The sequence below is a fragment of the Methylocapsa polymorpha genome, assembly GCF_045689225.1.
Taxonomy (GTDB): Bacteria; Pseudomonadota; Alphaproteobacteria; order Rhizobiales; family Beijerinckiaceae; genus Methylocapsa; species Methylocapsa polymorpha.
On the sequence record NZ_CP136862.1, the window covers coordinates 1,896,673 to 1,915,137 of the forward strand.

Annotated in this window: 13 protein-coding genes; 8 read left to right on the forward strand and 5 right to left on the reverse strand. The window is 59.7% G+C overall.

Going from position 1 to position 18,465, the window contains the following annotated elements; translation table 11 throughout:
• Positions 1-69 precede the first annotated feature (69 nt).
• Entirely contained in the window at positions 70-543 is a 474-nt protein-coding gene (locus RZS28_RS08690; protein WP_407340908.1) for a MarR family winged helix-turn-helix transcriptional regulator, read from the reverse strand.
• Between the two features lie 381 nt (positions 544-924).
• Between RZS28_RS08690 and nifK the strand changes: the two genes are divergently transcribed.
• The 3 genes from nifK (at position 925) to RZS28_RS08705 (ending at position 6,877) form a co-directional block, all read left to right on the forward strand.
• The gene (gene nifK / locus RZS28_RS08695) at positions 925-2,484 is read left to right on the forward strand and encodes a nitrogenase molybdenum-iron protein subunit beta (RefSeq protein ID WP_407340909.1); all 1,560 of its coding nucleotides are present in this window, start codon (positions 925-927) and stop codon (positions 2,482-2,484) included.
• A 338-nt stretch (positions 2,485-2,822) separates the two neighbouring features.
• Positions 2,823-4,403, forward strand: coding sequence for an alkaline phosphatase family protein (locus RZS28_RS08700; protein ID WP_407340910.1), 1,581 nt, complete (start codon positions 2,823-2,825; stop codon positions 4,401-4,403).
• 509 nt (positions 4,404-4,912) lie between these two features.
• Complete coding sequence (locus RZS28_RS08705) at positions 4,913-6,877, forward strand: alkaline phosphatase family protein (RefSeq protein WP_407340911.1); 1,965 nt, start codon at positions 4,913-4,915, stop codon at positions 6,875-6,877.
• A 658-nt stretch (positions 6,878-7,535) separates the two neighbouring features.
• Here RZS28_RS08705 and ctrA read toward each other — a convergent pair.
• Positions 7,536-8,237 (reverse strand): response regulator transcription factor CtrA, encoded by a 702-nt coding sequence (gene ctrA, locus RZS28_RS08710; protein WP_407340912.1) that lies wholly within the window; start codon positions 8,235-8,237, stop codon positions 7,536-7,538.
• A gap of 606 nt (positions 8,238-8,843) precedes the next feature.
• Here ctrA and RZS28_RS08715 point away from each other — a divergent pair.
• Together RZS28_RS08715 and RZS28_RS08720 are read left to right on the forward strand one after the other, a co-directional pair.
• Complete coding sequence (locus RZS28_RS08715; protein ID WP_407340913.1) at positions 8,844-9,251, forward strand: flagellar export protein FliJ; 408 nt, start codon at positions 8,844-8,846, stop codon at positions 9,249-9,251.
• A 173-nt stretch (positions 9,252-9,424) separates the two neighbouring features.
• Positions 9,425-10,468, forward strand: a complete 1,044-nt coding sequence (locus tag RZS28_RS08720; protein ID WP_407340914.1) for a UPF0104 family protein — start codon at positions 9,425-9,427, stop codon at positions 10,466-10,468.
• Between the two features lie 192 nt (positions 10,469-10,660).
• On the opposite strand, the gene RZS28_RS08725 is transcribed toward RZS28_RS08720, so the two are convergent.
• From RZS28_RS08725 to secA, 3 genes are all read right to left on the reverse strand, one after another.
• Positions 10,661-10,939, reverse strand: coding sequence for a hypothetical protein (locus tag RZS28_RS08725; protein WP_407340915.1), 279 nt, complete (start codon positions 10,937-10,939; stop codon positions 10,661-10,663).
• 268 nt (positions 10,940-11,207) lie between these two features.
• Entirely contained in the window at positions 11,208-11,870 is a 663-nt protein-coding gene (locus tag RZS28_RS08730) for a Spy/CpxP family protein refolding chaperone (protein ID WP_407340916.1), read from the reverse strand.
• A 415-nt stretch (positions 11,871-12,285) separates the two neighbouring features.
• Positions 12,286-15,117: a preprotein translocase subunit SecA gene (gene secA, locus RZS28_RS08735; protein WP_407340917.1), complete on the reverse strand. Its 2,832-nt coding sequence runs from the start codon at positions 15,115-15,117 to the stop codon at positions 12,286-12,288.
• Between the two features lie 613 nt (positions 15,118-15,730).
• Here secA and RZS28_RS08740 point away from each other — a divergent pair.
• The 3 genes from RZS28_RS08740 to RZS28_RS08750 all read left to right on the forward strand — a co-directional run bounded on the left by RZS28_RS08740 (position 15,731) and on the right by RZS28_RS08750 (position 18,455).
• The gene (locus RZS28_RS08740) at positions 15,731-16,615 is read left to right on the forward strand and encodes a peptidylprolyl isomerase (RefSeq protein ID WP_407340918.1); all 885 of its coding nucleotides are present in this window, start codon (positions 15,731-15,733) and stop codon (positions 16,613-16,615) included.
• Between the two features lie 180 nt (positions 16,616-16,795).
• Positions 16,796-18,037, forward strand: coding sequence for a bifunctional glutamate N-acetyltransferase/amino-acid acetyltransferase ArgJ (gene argJ, locus RZS28_RS08745; protein ID WP_407340919.1), 1,242 nt, complete (start codon positions 16,796-16,798; stop codon positions 18,035-18,037).
• A gap of 16 nt (positions 18,038-18,053) precedes the next feature.
• On the forward strand, positions 18,054-18,455 hold the full coding sequence (locus RZS28_RS08750) for a (deoxy)nucleoside triphosphate pyrophosphohydrolase (RefSeq protein WP_407340920.1): 402 nt from the start codon (positions 18,054-18,056) through the stop codon (positions 18,453-18,455).
• Positions 18,456-18,465: the final 10 nt, after the last annotated feature.

Here is an 18,465-nt window from a genome sequence, read left to right on the forward strand (position 1 = left end):
CTACGCGCCGGCGACAGACTTTAAAGGGTCGCCTCGGCGCGACAGAGGCGGGCGTTGCGCGAAAATGCGCTAGCCGGCGTGGGGCTTGGCGTCCGACTTGCCCCGTTTGCCGAGCAAGGCGTTGCGGACCTTTCGCAGATCTTTCCTCAACGCCTTCAGATCCTCCGCCGGCCGCCCCATTGCGCGCGCAATTTGGCCGGGGATTCCCTTCGCCTTCTGCCTCAGGGCGTCGCCTTTTTCAGCGAGCTTGATGCGGACCTGGCGTTCGTCCTTGGGGTCTCTTGCGCGGTGCAGGAGGCCCATCGCTTCGAGCCGCTTCAAAAGCGGCGTCAGCGTGCCGGAATCGAGCTGGAGCCGTTCGCCGATGTCCTTGACGGTGACGTCGTCGGCCTCCCACAATACGAGCATCACCAGATATTGCGGATAGGTCAGGCCGACGCCCTCGAGCAAAGGGGCGTAGGTTTTATTGACGGCGTGCATTGTCGAATAGATGGCGAAGCAAAGCTGCTGGTCGAGCCTCGGCATGGCGTCATCTTCGGACATCGCGCGCCGACCTTCCATCAAAGCAATTCAATCTTGCGCAATCTATAATCGAAAGGTTCGATTGCGCAAGCTATCTTCGTGGCCGTTCTGCCGGGCAAGCACGCTGTGCTTCTTGATCCGCCCATGTCGCCGGGGCGAGCGCGCTGCGCTGTCCCGATCATGTTTTTCGGCCAAGTCCGCTTGACGAGATGACGGCTTCGCGACATTATGTAATTACACTACATATCGCTTGGCGATGACAAGCTGGCCGGTCGCGGCCCGTTCCTCGGACATAGCCGCAAGAGCCGACGGGACGGCCTGAAGCAGGCGCTGTTAAGCAAGCGTCTTCTCGAGCTTCGCGATGACCAAGATCGCCGCAAGCATGCGAAAAGGACATTATTCATGCCACAGAACGCAAACTCGGTGCTGGACCATTTTGATCTTTTCAGGCAGCCCGAATATCGCGAGATGTTCGCAAACAAGAAGAAGAATTTTGAAAACGCCGTGGCCGAGTCGGAGGTCAGCCGCATCCGCGAATGGATGATGACGCCCGAATATCAGGAGCTAAACTTCGGCCGCGAGGCGCTGGTGGTCAATCCCTCCAAAGCCTGCCAGCCTTTGGGCGCGGTCTTCTGCTCGAGCGGTTTTGCGGGCAGTATCGCCTTCGTGCATGGCTCGCAAGGATGCGTTGCTTATTACCGCAGTCATTTGTCGCGCCATTTCAAGGAGCCTTGCTCCTGCGTCTCGTCATCGATGACGGAGGACGCCGCCGTCTTTGGCGGCCTTAACAACATGGTTGATGGGCTGGCTAATACCTACAATCTCTACAAGCCGAGCATGATCTCTGTCTCGACCACCTGCATGGCGGAAGTTATCGGCGACGATCTCAACGCCTTCATCAAGAATGCGCGGGAAAAAGGCTCCGTGCCGATGGATTTCGACATTCCCTTCTCCCACACGCCCGCCTTCGTCGGCAGCCACGTGACCGGCTATGACAATATGCTGAAAGGCATTCTCGACTATTTCTGGGACGGCAAGGCGGGCATGGCCGACAAGCTCGAGCGGGCGCCCAATGAGAGGCTGAACTTTATCGGTGGTTTCGACCCATATACGGTCGGCAATCTGCGCGAGCTCAAGCGCATCTTCGATCTTATGGAGATCGACTACACGGTCCTCGCTGACAATAGCGACGTCTGGGATACGCCGACCGACGGGACCTTCCGCATGTTCGACGGCGGCACGACGCTCGAGGATACAGCCGCCGCCATCCACTCCAAGGCGACGATCTCGCTGCAGGAATTTTCCACGCAAAAGACCTTGCCCTTCATCGCGGCGCACGGCCAGGAGGTCATAGCCTTCAATCATCCCCTCGGCGTGCGGGCGACGGACCGGCTCATCATGGAAATCGCGCGCCTCACGGGCAAGCCCGTGCCAGATATTTTGCGCATCGAACGCGGCCGGCTTGTCGACGCCATCGCCGACTCGCACGCCCATATTCACGGCAAGAAATTCGCGATCTATGGCGATCCCGACCTTTGCATCGGCCTCGCCGGATTCCTGCTCGAGCTTGGCGCCGAACCGACCCATGTTCTTTCGACGAACGGAGGCAAGGAATGGGCGGAAAAGGTTGAGGCTCTCTTCGCAACCTCGCCCTTCGGCGCGAATTGCCACGTCTATCCCAATCGCGACCTTTGGCACATGCGTTCGCTGCTCTTCACCGAGCCCGTCGATTTCCTGATCGGCAACACCTATGGGAAATATCTCGAGCGCGATACGGGCACGCCGCTGATCCGGATCGGCTTCCCGATCTTCGACCGCCACCATCACCATCGCTTCCCGCTCTGGGGTTACCAGGGCGGCCTCCACGTGCTCACAAAGCTGCTCGACGCGATCTTCGCCTACATCGACAGCAACACCAATGTTCCGGCCAAGAGCGACTATAGCTTCGACATCATTAGGTGAGCGCTGGTTTGATGCGCCCCCATCGCGTCGCCGCCCCGCCCGTTGCCGTCTTCCCCCTTCAAATCGTCGTTGACCGTCGCGCTCCGGAGCGCGACGGCGGGGTTCGCTTCGACGGCGGCGCGGCAATTCCCACGCATGTGCGAGTTCGCTCTCTCCTGATCAATTTGCCGGGCGGCGCTGATCGGCGCCGGACCGTTCCGCACGATCATTATTTAGGCCGTGTCGAGTGAAATTATTACCCAACGGATGGCTCTGTCATAAAATGTACAACCTTGGCGAGCTATTCAGCTTCCGCTCAAGCTAGTAAGGATCAGCGTTCCAGAGGGGGAGGATGCGGAATGACGAGAATAGGACATTTGCTATGTGGGATGGGCGTTAGCCTCATGGCGCTGACCGTCGGCTTATCAGCGCGAGCGGATGACGACGGTCAATTCGCGCAAAAGCGCTACAGCCATGTGCTGCTCATCAGCGTCGACGGCTTGCACGCGGTGGACTTGCGCAACTATGTCGCGGCTCATCCAAACAGCACATTGGCGTCTCTGTCGAGCCATGGCGTGACCTATCCAAACGCGCTGACCTCGGCGCCGTCGGATTCGTTCCCGGGTCTGCTCGCTCAGGTCACCGGCGGCACGTCGAAAACGCATGGCGTGTTCTACGACGTTTCCTACGATCGCACTCTTTTCGCCCCGGGCTCGAACTGTCAGGGAGCGCCCGGCATTCAGCCGGCCTTCGACGAAAGCATCGATAAGGACAAGACGAGCTATACGGGCGGCGGAACGCTCGGCCAGCCGCTGACGCAAATCAACGTCGCGAATTTGCCGCTCGCCCTGGTTAATGGCAAGTGCGTCCCGGTCTATCCGCACGACTTCATCAAAGTGAACACGATCTTCGAGGTCATTCGCCGTCACGGCGGCCGGACCGCCTGGGCGGACAAGCATCCCGCTTACGACATCGTCAACGGTCCCTCCGGAAAAGGCGTGCAAGATCTGTTCACGCCGGAGGTCAATGCAAACGATGCGGTCACCGGAGCCGATTACACGACGGGATTCCACAGCATTGAACGCAATGATTTGCTCAAGGTCCAGGCCGTGCTCAATGAGATCGCCGGCAAGGACAGCACGGGCGCGAACCAGGTTGGCGTGCCGGCGATTTTCGGGTTCAACTTTCAGGCGGTCAGCGTCGGACAGAAGCTCGCTAAAGGAAATACGAAAGACCCACAAGACGCCGGCCTGATCGGGGGTTACGCGGACGCCGCCGGCCTGCATCCCAACAATGGCCTGCAACTCGGGCTCGACTTCGTCGACGCCCAGCTCGGCAAGATCGTCGCCGCATTGAAGACCGCAAGAATCGATAAAGACACTTTGGTCATCGTCTCGGCCAAGCACGGCCAGTCGCCGATCAATCTCGCCCTTCGAAAGGCCGTTGACGATACGCCTTATACGAATGCGCCGGATTTCGCGGCCTCGGCCGACGATGACGCTGGCATCATCTGGCTGAAGCCGCAGCAGCAATGGGCGGATTATCTGGCCGCGAAAGCCTATATTCTGAGCCAGAAGAGCGCTCTCGGAATCGTCAAGCTTTTGGACAAGGACGAACTCACCAGGCTTTATCAAAATCCATTCACCGACAACCGCACGCCGGACTTCATCGCCATCACGACTCCGGGCCTAATTTACACCGGCGGGACCAAGCTCGCCGAGCACGGCGGCTTCGCGCACGATGACCGCAATGTTGCGCTCTTGGTATCCAGCCCCTCAATAGCGCCCAAGACGATCAACGATACAGTTGAGACGCGGCAGATTGCGCCGACCATTCTGCGCAGCCTCGGTCTCGATCCGGACGAATTGAAATCCGTCCGCGTCGAAGACACGAAAGAGCTCCCCGGGCTGAGTTCGGACCAACACGCGCAACGGGACTAATTCATCTTTCCGAGGGAGACGCGTCAGGGCGGTCGGTCTGCGGGGTAGCCTCCGTTCGCCAGATCGAAAGCTCGATCCCTTTGAGTCTGAGCGCGTCCCGATTTGATCGGGACGCGCTCAGACGACCGCGAAGCCGCGCGGGGCGTCGGCGGCAAGGGGATAAATTGCATAATCCAAGCATTTGCAAAGCTGAGATCTGTTCACACAAACCGACCCCGCCTTGTCGACGCCTCAGTTGGGTTGCTGTCTTCACGATCGTCTGATTGGAAAAAACAATTTGCTGTCTTATTGAAGATACGACATTAGGGTAAGCGTATAAATAAATGTTATTAGCGAATTATATTTGATATATATGGTTATTATGCATGTATTATGAATAGAAAAATAACGGTATGAATAAGTTTTAGAGTATTATTTTATGATACGCAAATGCTGTTGCGTTATTTTCGCTAAAATGTAATATCATTAGTTTAGGATTTCTCCCGCTAATCCTAGCAACGGAGGGATCTATGCAATTTCTAAGGGGCTCAAAACGAAAGCGCGTCACGGCGGGCGTCACCGCCTGCGCGATTGCGCTGACGTCGGCGGGGATTCCGGCGAGCGTCTTCGCGGCTGAAGACAATGACGGTCGGGGCCCGTCGGCGACCGAAACGCCGATCAAACATGTGATCGTCATCGTCGGGGAAAACCGGTCTTTCGATCATCTCTTCGGGGCCTATAAGCCGCCCAGAGGCCAGACCGTCGAGAATCTCCTCTCCAAGGGGATCATCAATGAAGATGGGACGCCGGGCCCCAATTTCCATTTGGCGACACAGTACCAGGGGAGCCTGGTGGGGCCGACGAAATTCTCCCTGACGCCGACTTCGAAAAAGGCCTACAAGACCCTCCCGCCGCCGCTGACTGGCGGAACGCCCACCGTGGCGAGCGATAGCAATCCGCCGCCCTTCGCGACCCTTGCCGCTGCAAAAGCACAAGAGGGGAATGCTCTTCTCCCGGGCGATGTGAAGCTCCTGACGACGGGCGCGTCCGGATTGCCGACGCATGTCATCGACACTCGCATTGCAAACGCAAGCAAGCTGCCGAGCGGGCCGTTCCAACTGACGCCGAGCCTCTCCTACGACGATTACGCCGCGAGCCCCGTGCATCGGTTCTATCAAGGTTGGCAGCAGTCGGACTGCAGCGTCGCTTACGCGACCCACGCGAACCCGAGCGGTTGCCGCAATGATCTCTTCGCCTGGGTCGAGGTGAGCATCGGGGCGGGCAGCAATGGCAAGCCGCAGCCCAGCGGCTTCAACGATCAAACGACCGGCGAGGGCTCCACGGCCCTGGGCTTCTACAACACCAATATCGGCGACGCCCCCTATTTCACCAAGCTCGCCAAGAAATACGCGATCAGCGACAATTACCATCAGCCGTCGCAGGGCGGCACCGGCCTCGACAGCATCATCCTCGGCTATGGCGATGCTATTTATTTCACCGACGGCCATGGCCACGCGATCACGCCCCCGACCAATGAGATCGAAAATCCGGATCCGCAGGCTGGGACCAATAATTACTACACCCAGGACGGCTACAGCGGCGGAAGCTACAGCAATTGCTCCGACCCGGCGCAGCCCGGCGTTGGCGCAATCGTGACCTATCTTGCTTCGCTCCCCAATAAGCCCAAAGCGAACTGCGACCAGGGGCACTATTACCTGCTCAACAATTACAACCCAGGCTATAACGGGGACGGCAGCGTCAACACGGCCGCTTTCACCATCCCGCCTTCCCCGGTGCGGTCAATTTCCAAACCTTTGCTCGATAAAAATGTCTCGTGGAAATATTATGGCGAAGGCTGGAACACCTTCATCACGAGCTCCGCGACCAGCGTCTATTGCAACATCTGCAATCCGTTTCTCTATGAAACGGCGATCATGACCAAGCCAACCCTTGTGGCGAAGCATCTGAAAGATACCGACGATCTCTACAATGACATCGCCAACGGCGATCTGCCGGCGGTTTCCTTTGTGAAGCCCGGCGGATTCCTCGATGGACATCCGACCAGCTCGAAGTTCGATCTGTTCGAGGCGTTTAGCAAGAAAATCGTCCGGGCGGTCAAACAAAATCCGAAGCTCTGGGCGAGCACGGCGATCTTCATCACCGTCGATGAAGGTGGCGGCTATTACGACTCGGGCTACATTCAGCCGCTCGATTTCTTCGGCGACGGCGTGCGCATCCCCTTGATCGTCGTGTCGCCTTATTCGCGCGGCGGTCTGATCGCGCATGATTATTCGGATCATGTCTCGATCCTGAAGTTCATCGAGCGGAACTGGCGCTTGGATAGGATCAGCAATCGGAGCCGGGACAATCTCCCCAATCCGGTCGCCACCGCGGACAATCCCTATGTTCCAACCAATAGCCCGGCGATCGGCGATCTGTTCGAATTGTTCCAGTTCGGTCAGGAACGGGACCAAGACGATCACGACGAGGATTAAATCTGCAACCGAGAGCGAAGGCCATCGCGGCAGCATCTAAACTGCAGCTTGAACTTCGCGATCTCGCCGTTAGAGGGCGCCGATCGGATCGAACACCCGGTCGGCGCCGTCGTCAAGAAGGACTTTAGGGCCGATCGGTGAAATCGCTTCTCGACTGGGTTAGAGCAACTCTACGAAAACGGACGCTGGCTCGCAATTAGAGCGCTTCCCGATCAGATGGAATCATCTGATCGAAAAGGAATCGCTCAAATTCAAAGAGTTGGAGCATGTTCTGATCGAAAAAGTCGAGCAACTTTTTCGGAACATGCTCTAAGAGCATGCTCAATCAAAATCTCGAAAGAGATATCCGCTTCCGCTTAATCGGATTCTGTTCGATGTCCACGCAGTCGGGCAAAACGCGGCAGCGCGGCTGGGTCCTCAAGCTCAACAGCGAAGATCGAAGCGGCCGGCCTGGCGGTCCACTGACGCCGTCAAGTAACGGCCTTCCATTGTTGCGGCGGTGGCCAAACCGCTGTTCATTTCACGATGACTGTGTTTCGGGCTTGGCTCGGCCGCTCATTGCGGCTTGAATGCCGCGGCGCGAGTTGGCTCCATCTTGAAACTGATAAGCGCCGCGCTCAGGACCGATTCCACCGCTTGACCGTCAGCGGAAGCAGCCTTAAGCGGTGATGCGTTCTTCGTCGTCGCTCGGTTCGCGCAGCACATAGCCGCGTCCCCAGACCGTCTCGATGTAATTGCGGCCTTGGCTCGCATTGGCGAGCTTCTTGCGCAGCTTGCAGATGAAGACGTCGATGATCTTCAGTTCAGGCTCATCCATCCCGCCATAGAGATGATTGAGAAACATTTCCTTGGTCAAGGTCGTGCCCTTGCGGAGCGAGAGCAGCTCCAGCATCTGATATTCCTTGCCGGTCAGATGGACCCGCGCGCCCGCGACCTCGACGGTTTTCTGATCGAGATTGACGATGAGATCGCCGGTGGAGATGACCGATTGCGCGTGCCCCTTCGAGCGCCGCACGATCGCGTGGATGCGGGCGACAAGCTCGTCCTTATGGAATGGCTTCGTCAGATAATCATCGGCGCCGAAGCCTAAACCTTTGACTTTGTCCTCGATCGCCGCGAGGCCGGACAGGATGAGGATCGGCGTCTTGACCTTGGCGACGCGCAAGGTGCGAAGCACCTCATAGCCGGACATGTCGGGAAGGTTCAGGTCAAGGAGGATGATGTCATAGTCATAGAGCTTGCCGAGATCGACGCCCTCCTCGCCAAGGTCCGTCGTATAGACGTTGAAATTCTCCGATTTGAGCATCAGCTCTATGCTCTGCGCCGTAGCGCTATCGTCTTCGATCAATAAAACGCGCATCTGAGGTCCCCACTTTCCCCCCGTCGGTCGCCTGCCGGCGCGCGAGATCGCCCGAGGCTCCACCGCGGCGGCCCGCGTTCGGCCGATCCTCCAGCGATGGGTTCCTTGCAACGAATTTCGTAACCTTAACGGGCATTGGTTAACAAATACATTCCCCTCGCAAGACGTTTTCGAACCCTTCGCCATCCCGCCAGAATCGCGCGGTTGATTCGCGACACGCCAACTAAATTGCAGATTGGCGCCGGGACCTTGCGCGACGAAGGATTTTGCGCGGAGGCGAGGCGCGAATTTGCATCGCCGCCAAAATGAACGAACCCGGCCTCCCCCGAATCGGCGCGCCATGGCCCTCGGCGACGGGGCAGGCCGGGACGGTTGCGAACAAAAGGCCACGCGCCCGCGGCGTTTGCGGCTCGAGATGGAGGACAGGCTGATTCCCCTTTGTCGATGGGACCCGTCTGGCAAGTTTTCTCGAATCGCGCAGAGTGGGTAACGAATGGGCAACTTTGCTGCGGCAAAATTCGCGAGTCGGAGCGAAATCTTGCTTTGCTCCTGGGGTTGGGGGTTGACCTGCGATTTTGCCTTGAAGGTCATTGGGAGTGGAAGGAAATGAAGCTGCAGGATACCGTCACGCGCCTCAAGCGCTTCCAGGTCGATGAGAAGCGGCGCCGCGTCGCGCAAATCGAATCCATGGTCGCCGAATTTTCCCGGATCGCGCGGGAGCTCGACCAAGAGGTCGCGCTCGAAGAGCAGCGGGCCGGCATTTTTGATGCGTCTCATTTCGCCTATCCGACCTATGCGCGCGCCGCCCGCACCCGCCGGGACAATCTGCATCGGTCGGCGGAGGAATTGATGGGGCAGCTGGAAGAGGCGCGGCGGCGTCTCGACGAGGCGCTCGCCGACTTGAGCAAGGCGCTTGGCCCTGAGATCCGCGACAGGCCGTTGGAGGCTGCCGCCGACGCCGCAGCCTCGCCTCTCAAAAGCTCGGCCGTGCGTTTGCGGACAATCGAAGCCTGAATAGCAAGCGATTGATCGGCTTCCTTCGCGGCCATAGCTCCCGCGCGCGTCGCCGCGCCGATCAGGGTGATTTCCGTGTTTCGGCACTTGAAGTAGAACCGCGCATAGTGCAGGGATTGCCAGTCGAGCATAGCTCAGACTCCCGTTCAAGAGGCGACCCTGACCGGAGCGTTATGAAACGAATCCTTGATTTTGTCTGGCCGGCGATAGGTCTCGTTGCGGTCGGCATTTCGCTGTGGCTTCTCTACCGTGAGTTTCGGGGCGAGTCGGTCGGGCCCGAGGTCTGGGTCCAGCTCAGAGCCATTCCGCTCTCGCATTATCTGCTCGCGATCCTGTCCACTCTCGTAGCTTATGCGGCGCTGGCCTGGTATGACCGGATCGCCTTGCTCCATCTCGGCGTCACCCATATTTCCTGGGTGTTTGTCTCGCTCTGTTCTTTTACAACCTATGCGCTTGCGCATAACATTGGCGCAACCGTCGTGTCTGGCGGCATGGTCAGGTATCGCGCCTATAGCACGAAAGGGCTGACGGCTGCGCAAGTCGCGGTTCTTATCGCGCTCTGCTCGCTGACCTTCGTCCTCGGGACCGTGTTGCTTGGCGGCCTCATTTCAATATTCGAGCCGGAGCAATTGCAGCGATTTGGCGGGCTTCTGCCATCCTATTTCACCAATCCGACCACGGCGCGGATCATCGGCGTCATTTTTCTCGCCCTGATCGCAGTCTATGTGATCGGCTCCGTTCTGCGTTTGAAGCCCCTGATCATTCGCGGGTTTCGGCTGGAATATCCTAGGCCTGCCGTCACCGTGCGGCAGCTTCTCGCCGCCCCGCTCGAGCTTCTCGGCGCTGCGGGCATTATCTATTTCGCTTTGCCGGATGTCGGAAATCCGGGCTATTTCGTCGTGCTGGCGGTCTTTATCGCCTCTTTTTCCGCTGCGCTTGCGTCAAACGCCCCTGGCGGACTCGGCGTTTTCGAGCTTTTGTTCATCAAGGCTATGCCAGCGACCCCGCAAGTCCAAGTGCTGACCGCCCTGCTCGTGTTCAGGCTCTTCTACCTCATCATTCCGCTGATTTTCTCGATCGTCATTGTCATTTTGTTCGAACGCAACAAGCTCGAGGAAGTGCTTCACCATGACGACGGATGTCTCGCCCCAGGCGTAGCGCCGAGTCTTGGCATGAAAAAGAAAAAGGACGACCAAAAGCGGGTTGGCTGTCTCTAAAGCTTTGGGCCAGCGACGAAATCGCGTTGTTGGCCTTCTTCCTCCAACTTAGCTTTGCGGCTGTCGCGGTTTCGTGCGATTGGTCCTTCAAAAAACGGAAGGCTTTCGGAACTTTGCCCCGAAAGCCCCCGACTTGGCGCTGCCAGAGGGAGAGGACCCCGGCGGCAACGTCGAATGCGCGCGTTCTCGTCTTCAGTTGCAGACACGCACGCGGCGATAGCTGATGACATTGCCGTAAATGTCGACGACAGGCTGGCGGGTGATGACGCAGCCCGGATAGGCATAGCCGTAGCCATAATAGGGCGCGGACGCGGCGGCGCCGAGCGCAAGGCCAGCGGCGACTCCGCCGAGGCCCCAGCCCCAACCATGATGATAGCCCCAAGCCGCAGCAGGGGTCGAGGTTGCGGCGACGCCAAAACTTAGGGTCGTTGCGGCAAGGCCGATAGCAATGGCTTTACGGAAATTGATCATAATATTCTCTCCTTCATTCGCCGGATGGTTCGCGCCGGCGATGAACGGAGATTAGGTCGGGCTGCCCCGAGTCGCTGTGCGGGCCCGCACGGGTTGGCCCCGATATTTCGGGCCGCTCGCGTGGTCGAGATCTCGCGAACACAAGACTTGGAAAGACTTGCATTCACGCATTCACGGGCGAAGCAGTTCCGGCTCCGCCCGACCGCGCGGCGCGATCAGCGAAGCAACTGCTCGCGCCCGCTGATCGCAAAAGCATCCGCCCAGCCGCTTACATCACGCCCATTGGGCCCACCATCAAGCCATCCGCGATCTTCTTCTGTTCGTCGCTGAAAGTGGCGTAAAGCGGTTCGAGCGCGGCTTTGATCGCTTCCAAGGTGGCGAGATGCTGGCTGAGCATTTTCTCATAATGCTCGAGGCGGGTGGGAAGGCCCCCAGACGACGACGCGCCATGTTCCGAAGCGGCGCCTGCCGCGGACTTCCTAATCGCCTTCCAGTCAGGGTAATTAGTTGCCCCGGCAGCCTCTGACGAATGCTTATGTTCAGCCTCCGCAGGCTGCATCATCGCGTGATGCATTTCGTGCATGGAATGTGCGGCTGAATCGAGAGCTTCGGCGAAACCGTTCCACTGCGGAAGCTGCGCATCGGTGATTTTGAGCTCGGTCTTGAGAGCCGCGATGCGTTCATGGGCATGCGACGCCATCTTGGACATCATCTCATGCATCATCGACCGCATCTGCTCCATATCTCCGCCCATCATGCCGCCGTGACCGGCGTGGCCGCCATGGTCCGCATGGTCGGCCGCAGCCGGCGCTTCGCCGGGAGTGGACGGAGCGGGTTGCGCCGCGGGCTCCGCCGAAGCGATCATTGTCCCGAGCGCCAAGGCGGCGCCAAAGGAAAGAACGGCCAAAGGACGAGAGATACGAGCCTTCATAAGCGTGCTCCTCATTTGTGTTGCTTCTTGCTTTGACGAGGCGTCGGCGCGACAGATCGCCAATTCCTGCGCCGGGCCTGGAACGAGACAGCCGACACGAACGCCAGCGCGATCGGCGCAAAGCCTCCCGCTGAAATCGGGTATTTCCGCCTCGCGCGAGTTGAATAGCCAACTTGGGCGACAGGACCGTGAAAGAAATTCATCGCCCGGCTGCACCGCCTTTGTTGCGCTACGGTTGAGCTAGGTTAGGCCGACGAGGGATCAGACGCGATGATCCAGGTCAATCATCGGCTCGACGGGCTGGCGCGGTTTCCGATGCGACCGGGACATCTTAATCGGCGCGTCGCCCCGCCCCGCTTGACAAGACGGGACCATAGGGCTCCGAAAAAGCTCCAGCGCGCGTGCTTTCAAAAAGTTACGCGATCGCGCCGTGGCAATGCTTGTATTTCCGGCCAGACCCACAGGGGCAAGGCTGGTTGCGGCCAACCTTGGCCAAGGATGCAGCGCCGCCGCCGGCCTCGCGGATGAGCGTATCGACCGACGACGCGTCGCTCGCGCTGAAAACATGCTCTTGGCTTTGCGGCGCGGCCCTTGCGCTGCTCGCTGCGGCGAAGGCGGCGGTGAGCGCGCCGTCAGGTCGCGGCGATTGGTCGAAAGCCGGGACTTGCGTCGCTTCGATCGAGCTTGGAGGCGGCTCGAAGGCGACTTCGACGCGGCTCAATTGCGACGTTGTGAGCTCCCTCAAATGGGTTATCAGCACATTGAACAGCTCGAAGGCCTCGGACTTGTATTCGTTGAGAGGATCGCGTTGCGCCATGCCGCGCCAGCCGACCACCTGACGCAGATGATCGAGCGTCACCAGATGCTCCCGCCAAAGATGATCAAGCGCTTGCAGGATGACTTGCTTTTCGACATAGCGCATGACGTCGGCGCCGTTTCTTTCGACGCGGGCGGCATAGGCTTCGTCGGCCGCCGTTTGCAGCCTTTCCTGCATGTGCTCCTCGTCGATTCCCTCCTCCTTCGCCCACTCCGCGAGCGGCGGGGCGATGTTGAGTTCGGCCTTGACCGATAGCGTCAATCCTTCGATGTCCCAGGCCTCGGGATAGGAGTCGCGCGGGATATGTTTCGTGATGAGATCGTCGACGACGCCTTGCCGCATGTCATGGATCATGCCTTCGAGCGAATCCTGCGCCATCATCTCGCGACGCTGCTCGAAGACGACCTTGCGCTGATCATTCATGACATTATCATATTTGAGAATGTTCTTGCGCATGTCGAAGTTGCGCGCTTCGACCTTCTGCTGCGCCTTCTCCAAAGCCTTGTTAATCCAGGGATGCACGATCGCCTCATCTTCCTTGAGGCCGAGCTTGACCAGCATTGATTCCATCCGCTCGGATCCGAAGATCCGCATCAGATCGTCCTTCAGCGACAGGAAAAATTTCGAACGTCCCGGGTCGCCCTGACGACCAGCGCGGCCGCGCAGCTGATTGTCGATCCGGCGGCTCTCATGACGTTCGGTGCCGATGATATAGAGGCCGCCCGCCTCGATTGCCTGGGTCCGGAACCTTTCAACCTCGGCGCGGATTTCGGCTTCCCTCTCTTCGCGCTCGGGACCTTCCGGCACAGCGGCGCATTCCTGCGCTACCCGCATCTCGACATTGCCGCCGAGCTGAATGTCGGTGCCGCGGCCGGCCATGTTCGTTGCGATCGTGATTGCGCCCGGCACGCCCGCTTCGGCGATAATATAGGCTTCCTTTTCGTGGAAGCGCGCATTCAGCACCGCGAAAAGCTTCGACTGTTTCTGTGCGCGCGCCGCTGCATAGAGCTTTTGCAGCGCTTGTGGCTCGTCGAAATCAATCTGCTTGTAGCCATGCTTTTTCATCGCTTCGGCGAGCTGCTCGGATTTCTCGATCGACGTCGTGCCGACGAGCATGGGCTGCATTTTTGCGTTGGCCGCTTCGATCTCCCGCGTGATCGCGCGCAGCTTTTCTTCGGAGGTGCGATAGACTTCATCGTCTTCGTCGAGACGCCTCACCGGTCGATTGGTCGGAACCTCGACGACTTCGAGCTTGTAGATCTCGGCGAATTCATCCGCCTCGGTCAGCGCCGTTCCGGTCATGCCGGCGAGTTTTCCATAAAGGCGGAAATAGTTCTGGAACGTGATCGAGGCGAGCGTCACATTCTCGGGCTGGACCTGGACATGCTCCTTCGCCTCGAGCGCCTGGTGCAATCCTTCCGAATAGCGCCGGCCCGGCATCATGCGGCCGGTGAATTCGTCGATGATGACGACTTCGCCCTTGCGGACGATATAGTCCTTGTCGCGCTGGAATAGTTTATGGGCGCGCAAAGCCTGGTTGACGTGATGCACGATCGTGACATTGGCCGCCTCGTAGAGAGCGCCTTCGGTCAGGATCCCGGCTTCGCGCAGCAATTCCTCCATGTGCTCATTGCCGGCCTCGGTGAGATTGGTCGTGCGCTGCTTTTCATCGAGGTCGTAATCTTCACGAACAAGCCCGGGAAGCACCTTGTCGATGGCGTTGTAGAGATCCGACTTGTCGTCGGACGGCCCGGAAATGATGAGCGGCGTGCGCGCTTCGTCGATCAGGATCGAATCGACCTCATCGACGATTGCGTAACTATGGCCGCGCTGGACCATCTGGCCGAGCTCGTATTTCATATTGTCGCGCAGATAGTCGAAGCCGAACTCGTTATTCGTGCCATAGGTGACGTCGGCGGCGTAGGCGCGGCGGCGCTCGTCGTCGTCCAGGCCGTGAAGAATGGCTCCGGTCGTGAGGCCTAGGAAATGATAGATGGCGCCCATCCATTCGGCGTCGCGGCGGGCGAGATAGTCGTTGACGGTGACGACATGCACGCCCTTGCCGGCGAGCGCATTGAGATAGGTCGCAAGCGTCGCGACGAGGGTCTTGCCTTCGCCGGTGCGCATCTCGGAAATCCCGCCCTCGTGCAGCACCATGCCGCCGATCAGCTGAACGTCGAAATGGCGCTGCCCGAGCGCGCGCCGCGCGGCCTCGCGCACAGTGGCGAAAGCCGGGACAAGAAGCTGATCGAGCGTCTTGCCTGCCGCGAGCTCTTCGCGAAACATGACGGTTCGGGCGGCGAGCTCGGAATCGGTCAGTTTCAGCATTTCGGGTTCGAGCGCGTTGATCGCCGCGACTTTCGGCCGATAGCCTTTCAGACGGCGGTCATTCGCCGATCCGAAAATCTTTTTCGCGATTGAGCCCAACATTATCCAACGACCTTTCCGGACACGGCCAGAGCCAATTCAAAATTCACGTGGATTTACTCTACCGTTCCCCTTCGCTGCCGCTCAAGCGCGTAAGCCCAACCACGGCGGCAAGCAGGAAGCAGGTTTTGCTCGATCGGACGCGGGTCGGATCGAGGAAAACCTGCCTGATTCCCAAATGCTGCAGGATTTCGCATAGCCTTCTATATGGGGTCGGCTCTCCGAAATCCCGCGTGATCGGATCAAATCCATCGGATCGGAAAACGCGTCCAAGCGCTTTCGTTTTTGACCGGACTCATGAAAGCGCCCTATGTTCGACTAGGCCTGACGCCGGCGCATAACTTCACGCACGTCTGGCCGCCTCTGGCGTGGTCGCTCTGCGAAACTTCCGTGACCATAGCCTGTAGTTGGCGAGGATTTTCCTGCGAAAATTGCGCTTCCGCATCGAAAAACCGACCCGCCAGCATTCATTCGACAGATAAGAGGGGGGGTTGACCTTGTCAAATTTCTGCTTCCGTGCATCTTGCGCGCGCCGTCCCGCACTCGTTTTAGCTTGGCATCGCGGGTCCGATCACGACGTGCGTCCTTTTCATCCTAAGCGTGGAGCTCAAATCGCATGTTCATGAAGCAATCCTTGCGCGCCCTGGTCATGGGGCTGGCATGCGCCTCGGCCTTGGCAGGACCGGCGATTTTAGCGGCCTCTCCCGCAGCGGCGAAGGTGCTCGCCACGGTCAACGGGAAGGAAATCACCGACGAAGATCTGAAGATCGCCACCGACGATCTCGGTCCGAGCCTTCCGCCGCAGCTCGAGGGCAAGGCGCGCGAGGCCTATGTCCTGGACTTTCTGATCGATGGCGTCCTGGTGGCGCAAAAGGCGCAGGCCGATAAGCTCGATCAGGGCCCGGAGTTCGCGAAAAAGCTCGCCTATTTTCGCGAGAAGCTTCTGATGGAGACCCTGCTTGGACAGGTGGCCAAGACGGCGGTGACGGATGCGGCGCTCAAGGCGACCTATGACGAAGCGGCCAAGGCGCAGAAGCCGGAAACCGAGATCCATGCCCGCCATATCCTTGTTCCGACCGACGCCGACGCCCAGGCGGCGCTGAAGCGCGTGAAGGCGGGGGAGGATTTCGCCAAGGTCGCGAAGGAAGTCTCGAAGGATCCGGGTTCCGAGGGCGGCGATCTCGGCTGGTTCACCAAGGATCGCATGGTGCCCGAATTCGCCGACGCCGCGTTCAAGCTGGAGCCCGGCCAGATCTCCGATCCGGTCAAGAGCCCGTTTGGCTGGCATATCATCAAGGTCGAAGACAAAAGGCAAAAGACATTCCCGTCCTATGACGAGGTCAAGGACCAGGTCGCCCGCTATGTCGCGCAGAAGGCGCAAAGCGAGCTCGTGGCGCAGCTGCGTAAAACCGCCAAGATCGATCGCGAGACGCCTGCGCCTGACGCCGGCGATAAGCCGGCCGCCGACCCGAAGGCCGCGCCGGCCGCTGGCAAGAAGTAAGGTCGACTCGCTGCCGAAGCGGCGCCGCGCGAGCGGTCGCGCGGCGCGAGGATTGAGGGAGCGAGATTGCCTGGCGCGCGTGGGGCGGGGCCATGCGCGCTTGATCGCCTCTTGGCTCCCGCTTTGCTCATGTTCCGTCCGCTCTCGCCATTTCAAGGCGCGTTTAAGGTTCCGCATCGCATGGTCGCCGTCCTCTCTCCGCTCGCGCCGAAATCTTTTCCCGATCTGCCCGAAATCGAAGGCGTGCGCTTCGCAACAGGCGCCGCTGGCGTCCGCTACAAAGGCCGCACCGATGTGATGCTGGCGCTGTTCGACAAAGGGACGCAGGCCGCCGGCGTGTTCACGAAGTCGAAATGTCCTTCGGCGCCGGTGGACTGGTGCCGGGCGCGGCTCAAGGGCGGCAAAGCGCGCGCGCTGGTCGTCAATTCCGGCAACGCCAACGCCTTTACCGGCAAGATCGGGGCGCAAGCGGCGAAACTCACGGCGAGCCTCGCGGCCAAGGCCACAGGCGCGCCGCCAGCCGAGATCTTTCTCGCCTCGACGGGAGTCATTGGCGAACCTCTCGACGCGTCGAAATTCGAGGGCGTATTCGAAAAGCTTACAAAGGCCGCGTCGCCGGACAGGCTTTTCGAGGCGGCCAAGGCGATCATGACGACGGACACTTATCCGAAGGTCGCGACGGCGCGCGCAATGATCGGCGGCGTGGAGGTTCTGATCTCCGGCATGGCGAAAGGCGCCGGCATGATCGCGCCGGACATGGCGACCATGCTCGCCTTCGTCTTCACCGACGCGCCGATCGCAGCCCCGGTCCTGCAGTCCATGCTGGGCAAGAGCGTGCAGGGATCGTTCAACGCGATCACCGTGGATAGCGACACTTCGACGTCGGACACTTTGCTGCTTTTTGCGACGGGCGCCGCAGCCAAGCGCGGCGCGCCGCAGATCGCCGTCGCCAACGACAGGCGCCTGGCGCGCTTCAAGACGGCGCTCGACGGCCTGCTCCTAGATCTCGCGCAGCAGGTGGTGAAAGACGGCGAAGGCGCGCGCAAATTCATTCAAGTCACGGTGCAAGGCGCGGCGACTTCGCCGGCGGCCAAGAAGATTGCTCTGTCCATCGCCAATTCGCCTTTGGTGAAAACCGCGATCGCCGGCGAGGACGCCAATTGGGGCCGCATCGTCATGGCTGTCGGCAAGGCGGGCGAAAGGGCCGAACGCGACCGGCTCGCGATCTGGTTCGGCGACATTCGTGTGGCCTACAAGGGTTTGCGCGATCCCGCCTATGACGAGAAGCAGGTCTCGAAGCTCATGCAGGCGCAGGAGATCGACATCCGCGTCGATTTGGGGCTCGGCAAAGGCGAGGCGACGGTCTGGACCTGCGATCTGACCAAAGAATATGTCGCGATCAACGGCGACTATCGGTCGTGACGCACGAGTCTTTCCGATGAAGCTCCTCCTCGTCGTCGCCGTCGCCCTCATCGACGCCGACGGGCGGGTCTTGATCGCGCAAAGGCCGGACGGCAAAGAACTCGCTGGCCTTTGGGAGTTTCCCGGCGGCAAGGTCGATTTGGGAGAACGGCCGGAAGCCGCCCTCATCCGCGAATTGCGCGAAGAGCTCGGCATTGAGGTCAAGGAGCCTTGCCTCGCGCCGCTGACCTTCGCGAGCTTCGCCTATGCGGAATTCCATCTGCTGATGCCGCTTTATGTCTGCCGACGTTGGGAGGGTTTTGTCGAAGCGCGGGAGCATAAGGCCCTGAAATGGGTGCGCGCAAAAGATCTGCGCGCCTATCCGATGCCGCCCGCCGATGCGCCGCTCATTCCGGCGCTCATCGATCTTTTGGGGTGATGCGCCGGGC

Excerpts from the sequence above, each read along its gene's own strand:
- RZS28_RS08690 (WP_407340908.1), bottom strand. The coding sequence starts at position 543 with ATGTCCGAAGATGACGCCATGCCGAGGCTCGACCAGCAGCTTTGCTTC.
- nifK (WP_407340909.1), top strand. The coding sequence starts at position 925 with ATGCCACAGAACGCAAACTCGGTGCTGGACCATTTTGATCTTTTCAGG.
- RZS28_RS08700 (WP_407340910.1), top strand. The coding sequence starts at position 2,823 with ATGACGAGAATAGGACATTTGCTATGTGGGATGGGCGTTAGCCTCATG.
- RZS28_RS08705 (WP_407340911.1), top strand. The coding sequence starts at position 4,913 with ATGCAATTTCTAAGGGGCTCAAAACGAAAGCGCGTCACGGCGGGCGTC.
- ctrA (WP_407340912.1), bottom strand. The coding sequence starts at position 8,237 with ATGCGCGTTTTATTGATCGAAGACGATAGCGCTACGGCGCAGAGCATA.
- RZS28_RS08715 (WP_407340913.1), top strand. The coding sequence starts at position 8,844 with ATGAAGCTGCAGGATACCGTCACGCGCCTCAAGCGCTTCCAGGTCGAT.
- RZS28_RS08720 (WP_407340914.1), top strand. The coding sequence starts at position 9,425 with ATGAAACGAATCCTTGATTTTGTCTGGCCGGCGATAGGTCTCGTTGCG.
- RZS28_RS08725 (WP_407340915.1), bottom strand. The coding sequence starts at position 10,939 with ATGATCAATTTCCGTAAAGCCATTGCTATCGGCCTTGCCGCAACGACC.
- RZS28_RS08730 (WP_407340916.1), bottom strand. The coding sequence starts at position 11,870 with ATGAAGGCTCGTATCTCTCGTCCTTTGGCCGTTCTTTCCTTTGGCGCC.
- secA (WP_407340917.1), bottom strand. The coding sequence starts at position 15,117 with ATGTTGGGCTCAATCGCGAAAAAGATTTTCGGATCGGCGAATGACCGC.
- RZS28_RS08740 (WP_407340918.1), top strand. The coding sequence starts at position 15,731 with ATGTTCATGAAGCAATCCTTGCGCGCCCTGGTCATGGGGCTGGCATGC.
- argJ (WP_407340919.1), top strand. The coding sequence starts at position 16,796 with ATGGTCGCCGTCCTCTCTCCGCTCGCGCCGAAATCTTTTCCCGATCTG.
- RZS28_RS08750 (WP_407340920.1), top strand. The coding sequence starts at position 18,054 with ATGAAGCTCCTCCTCGTCGTCGCCGTCGCCCTCATCGACGCCGACGGG.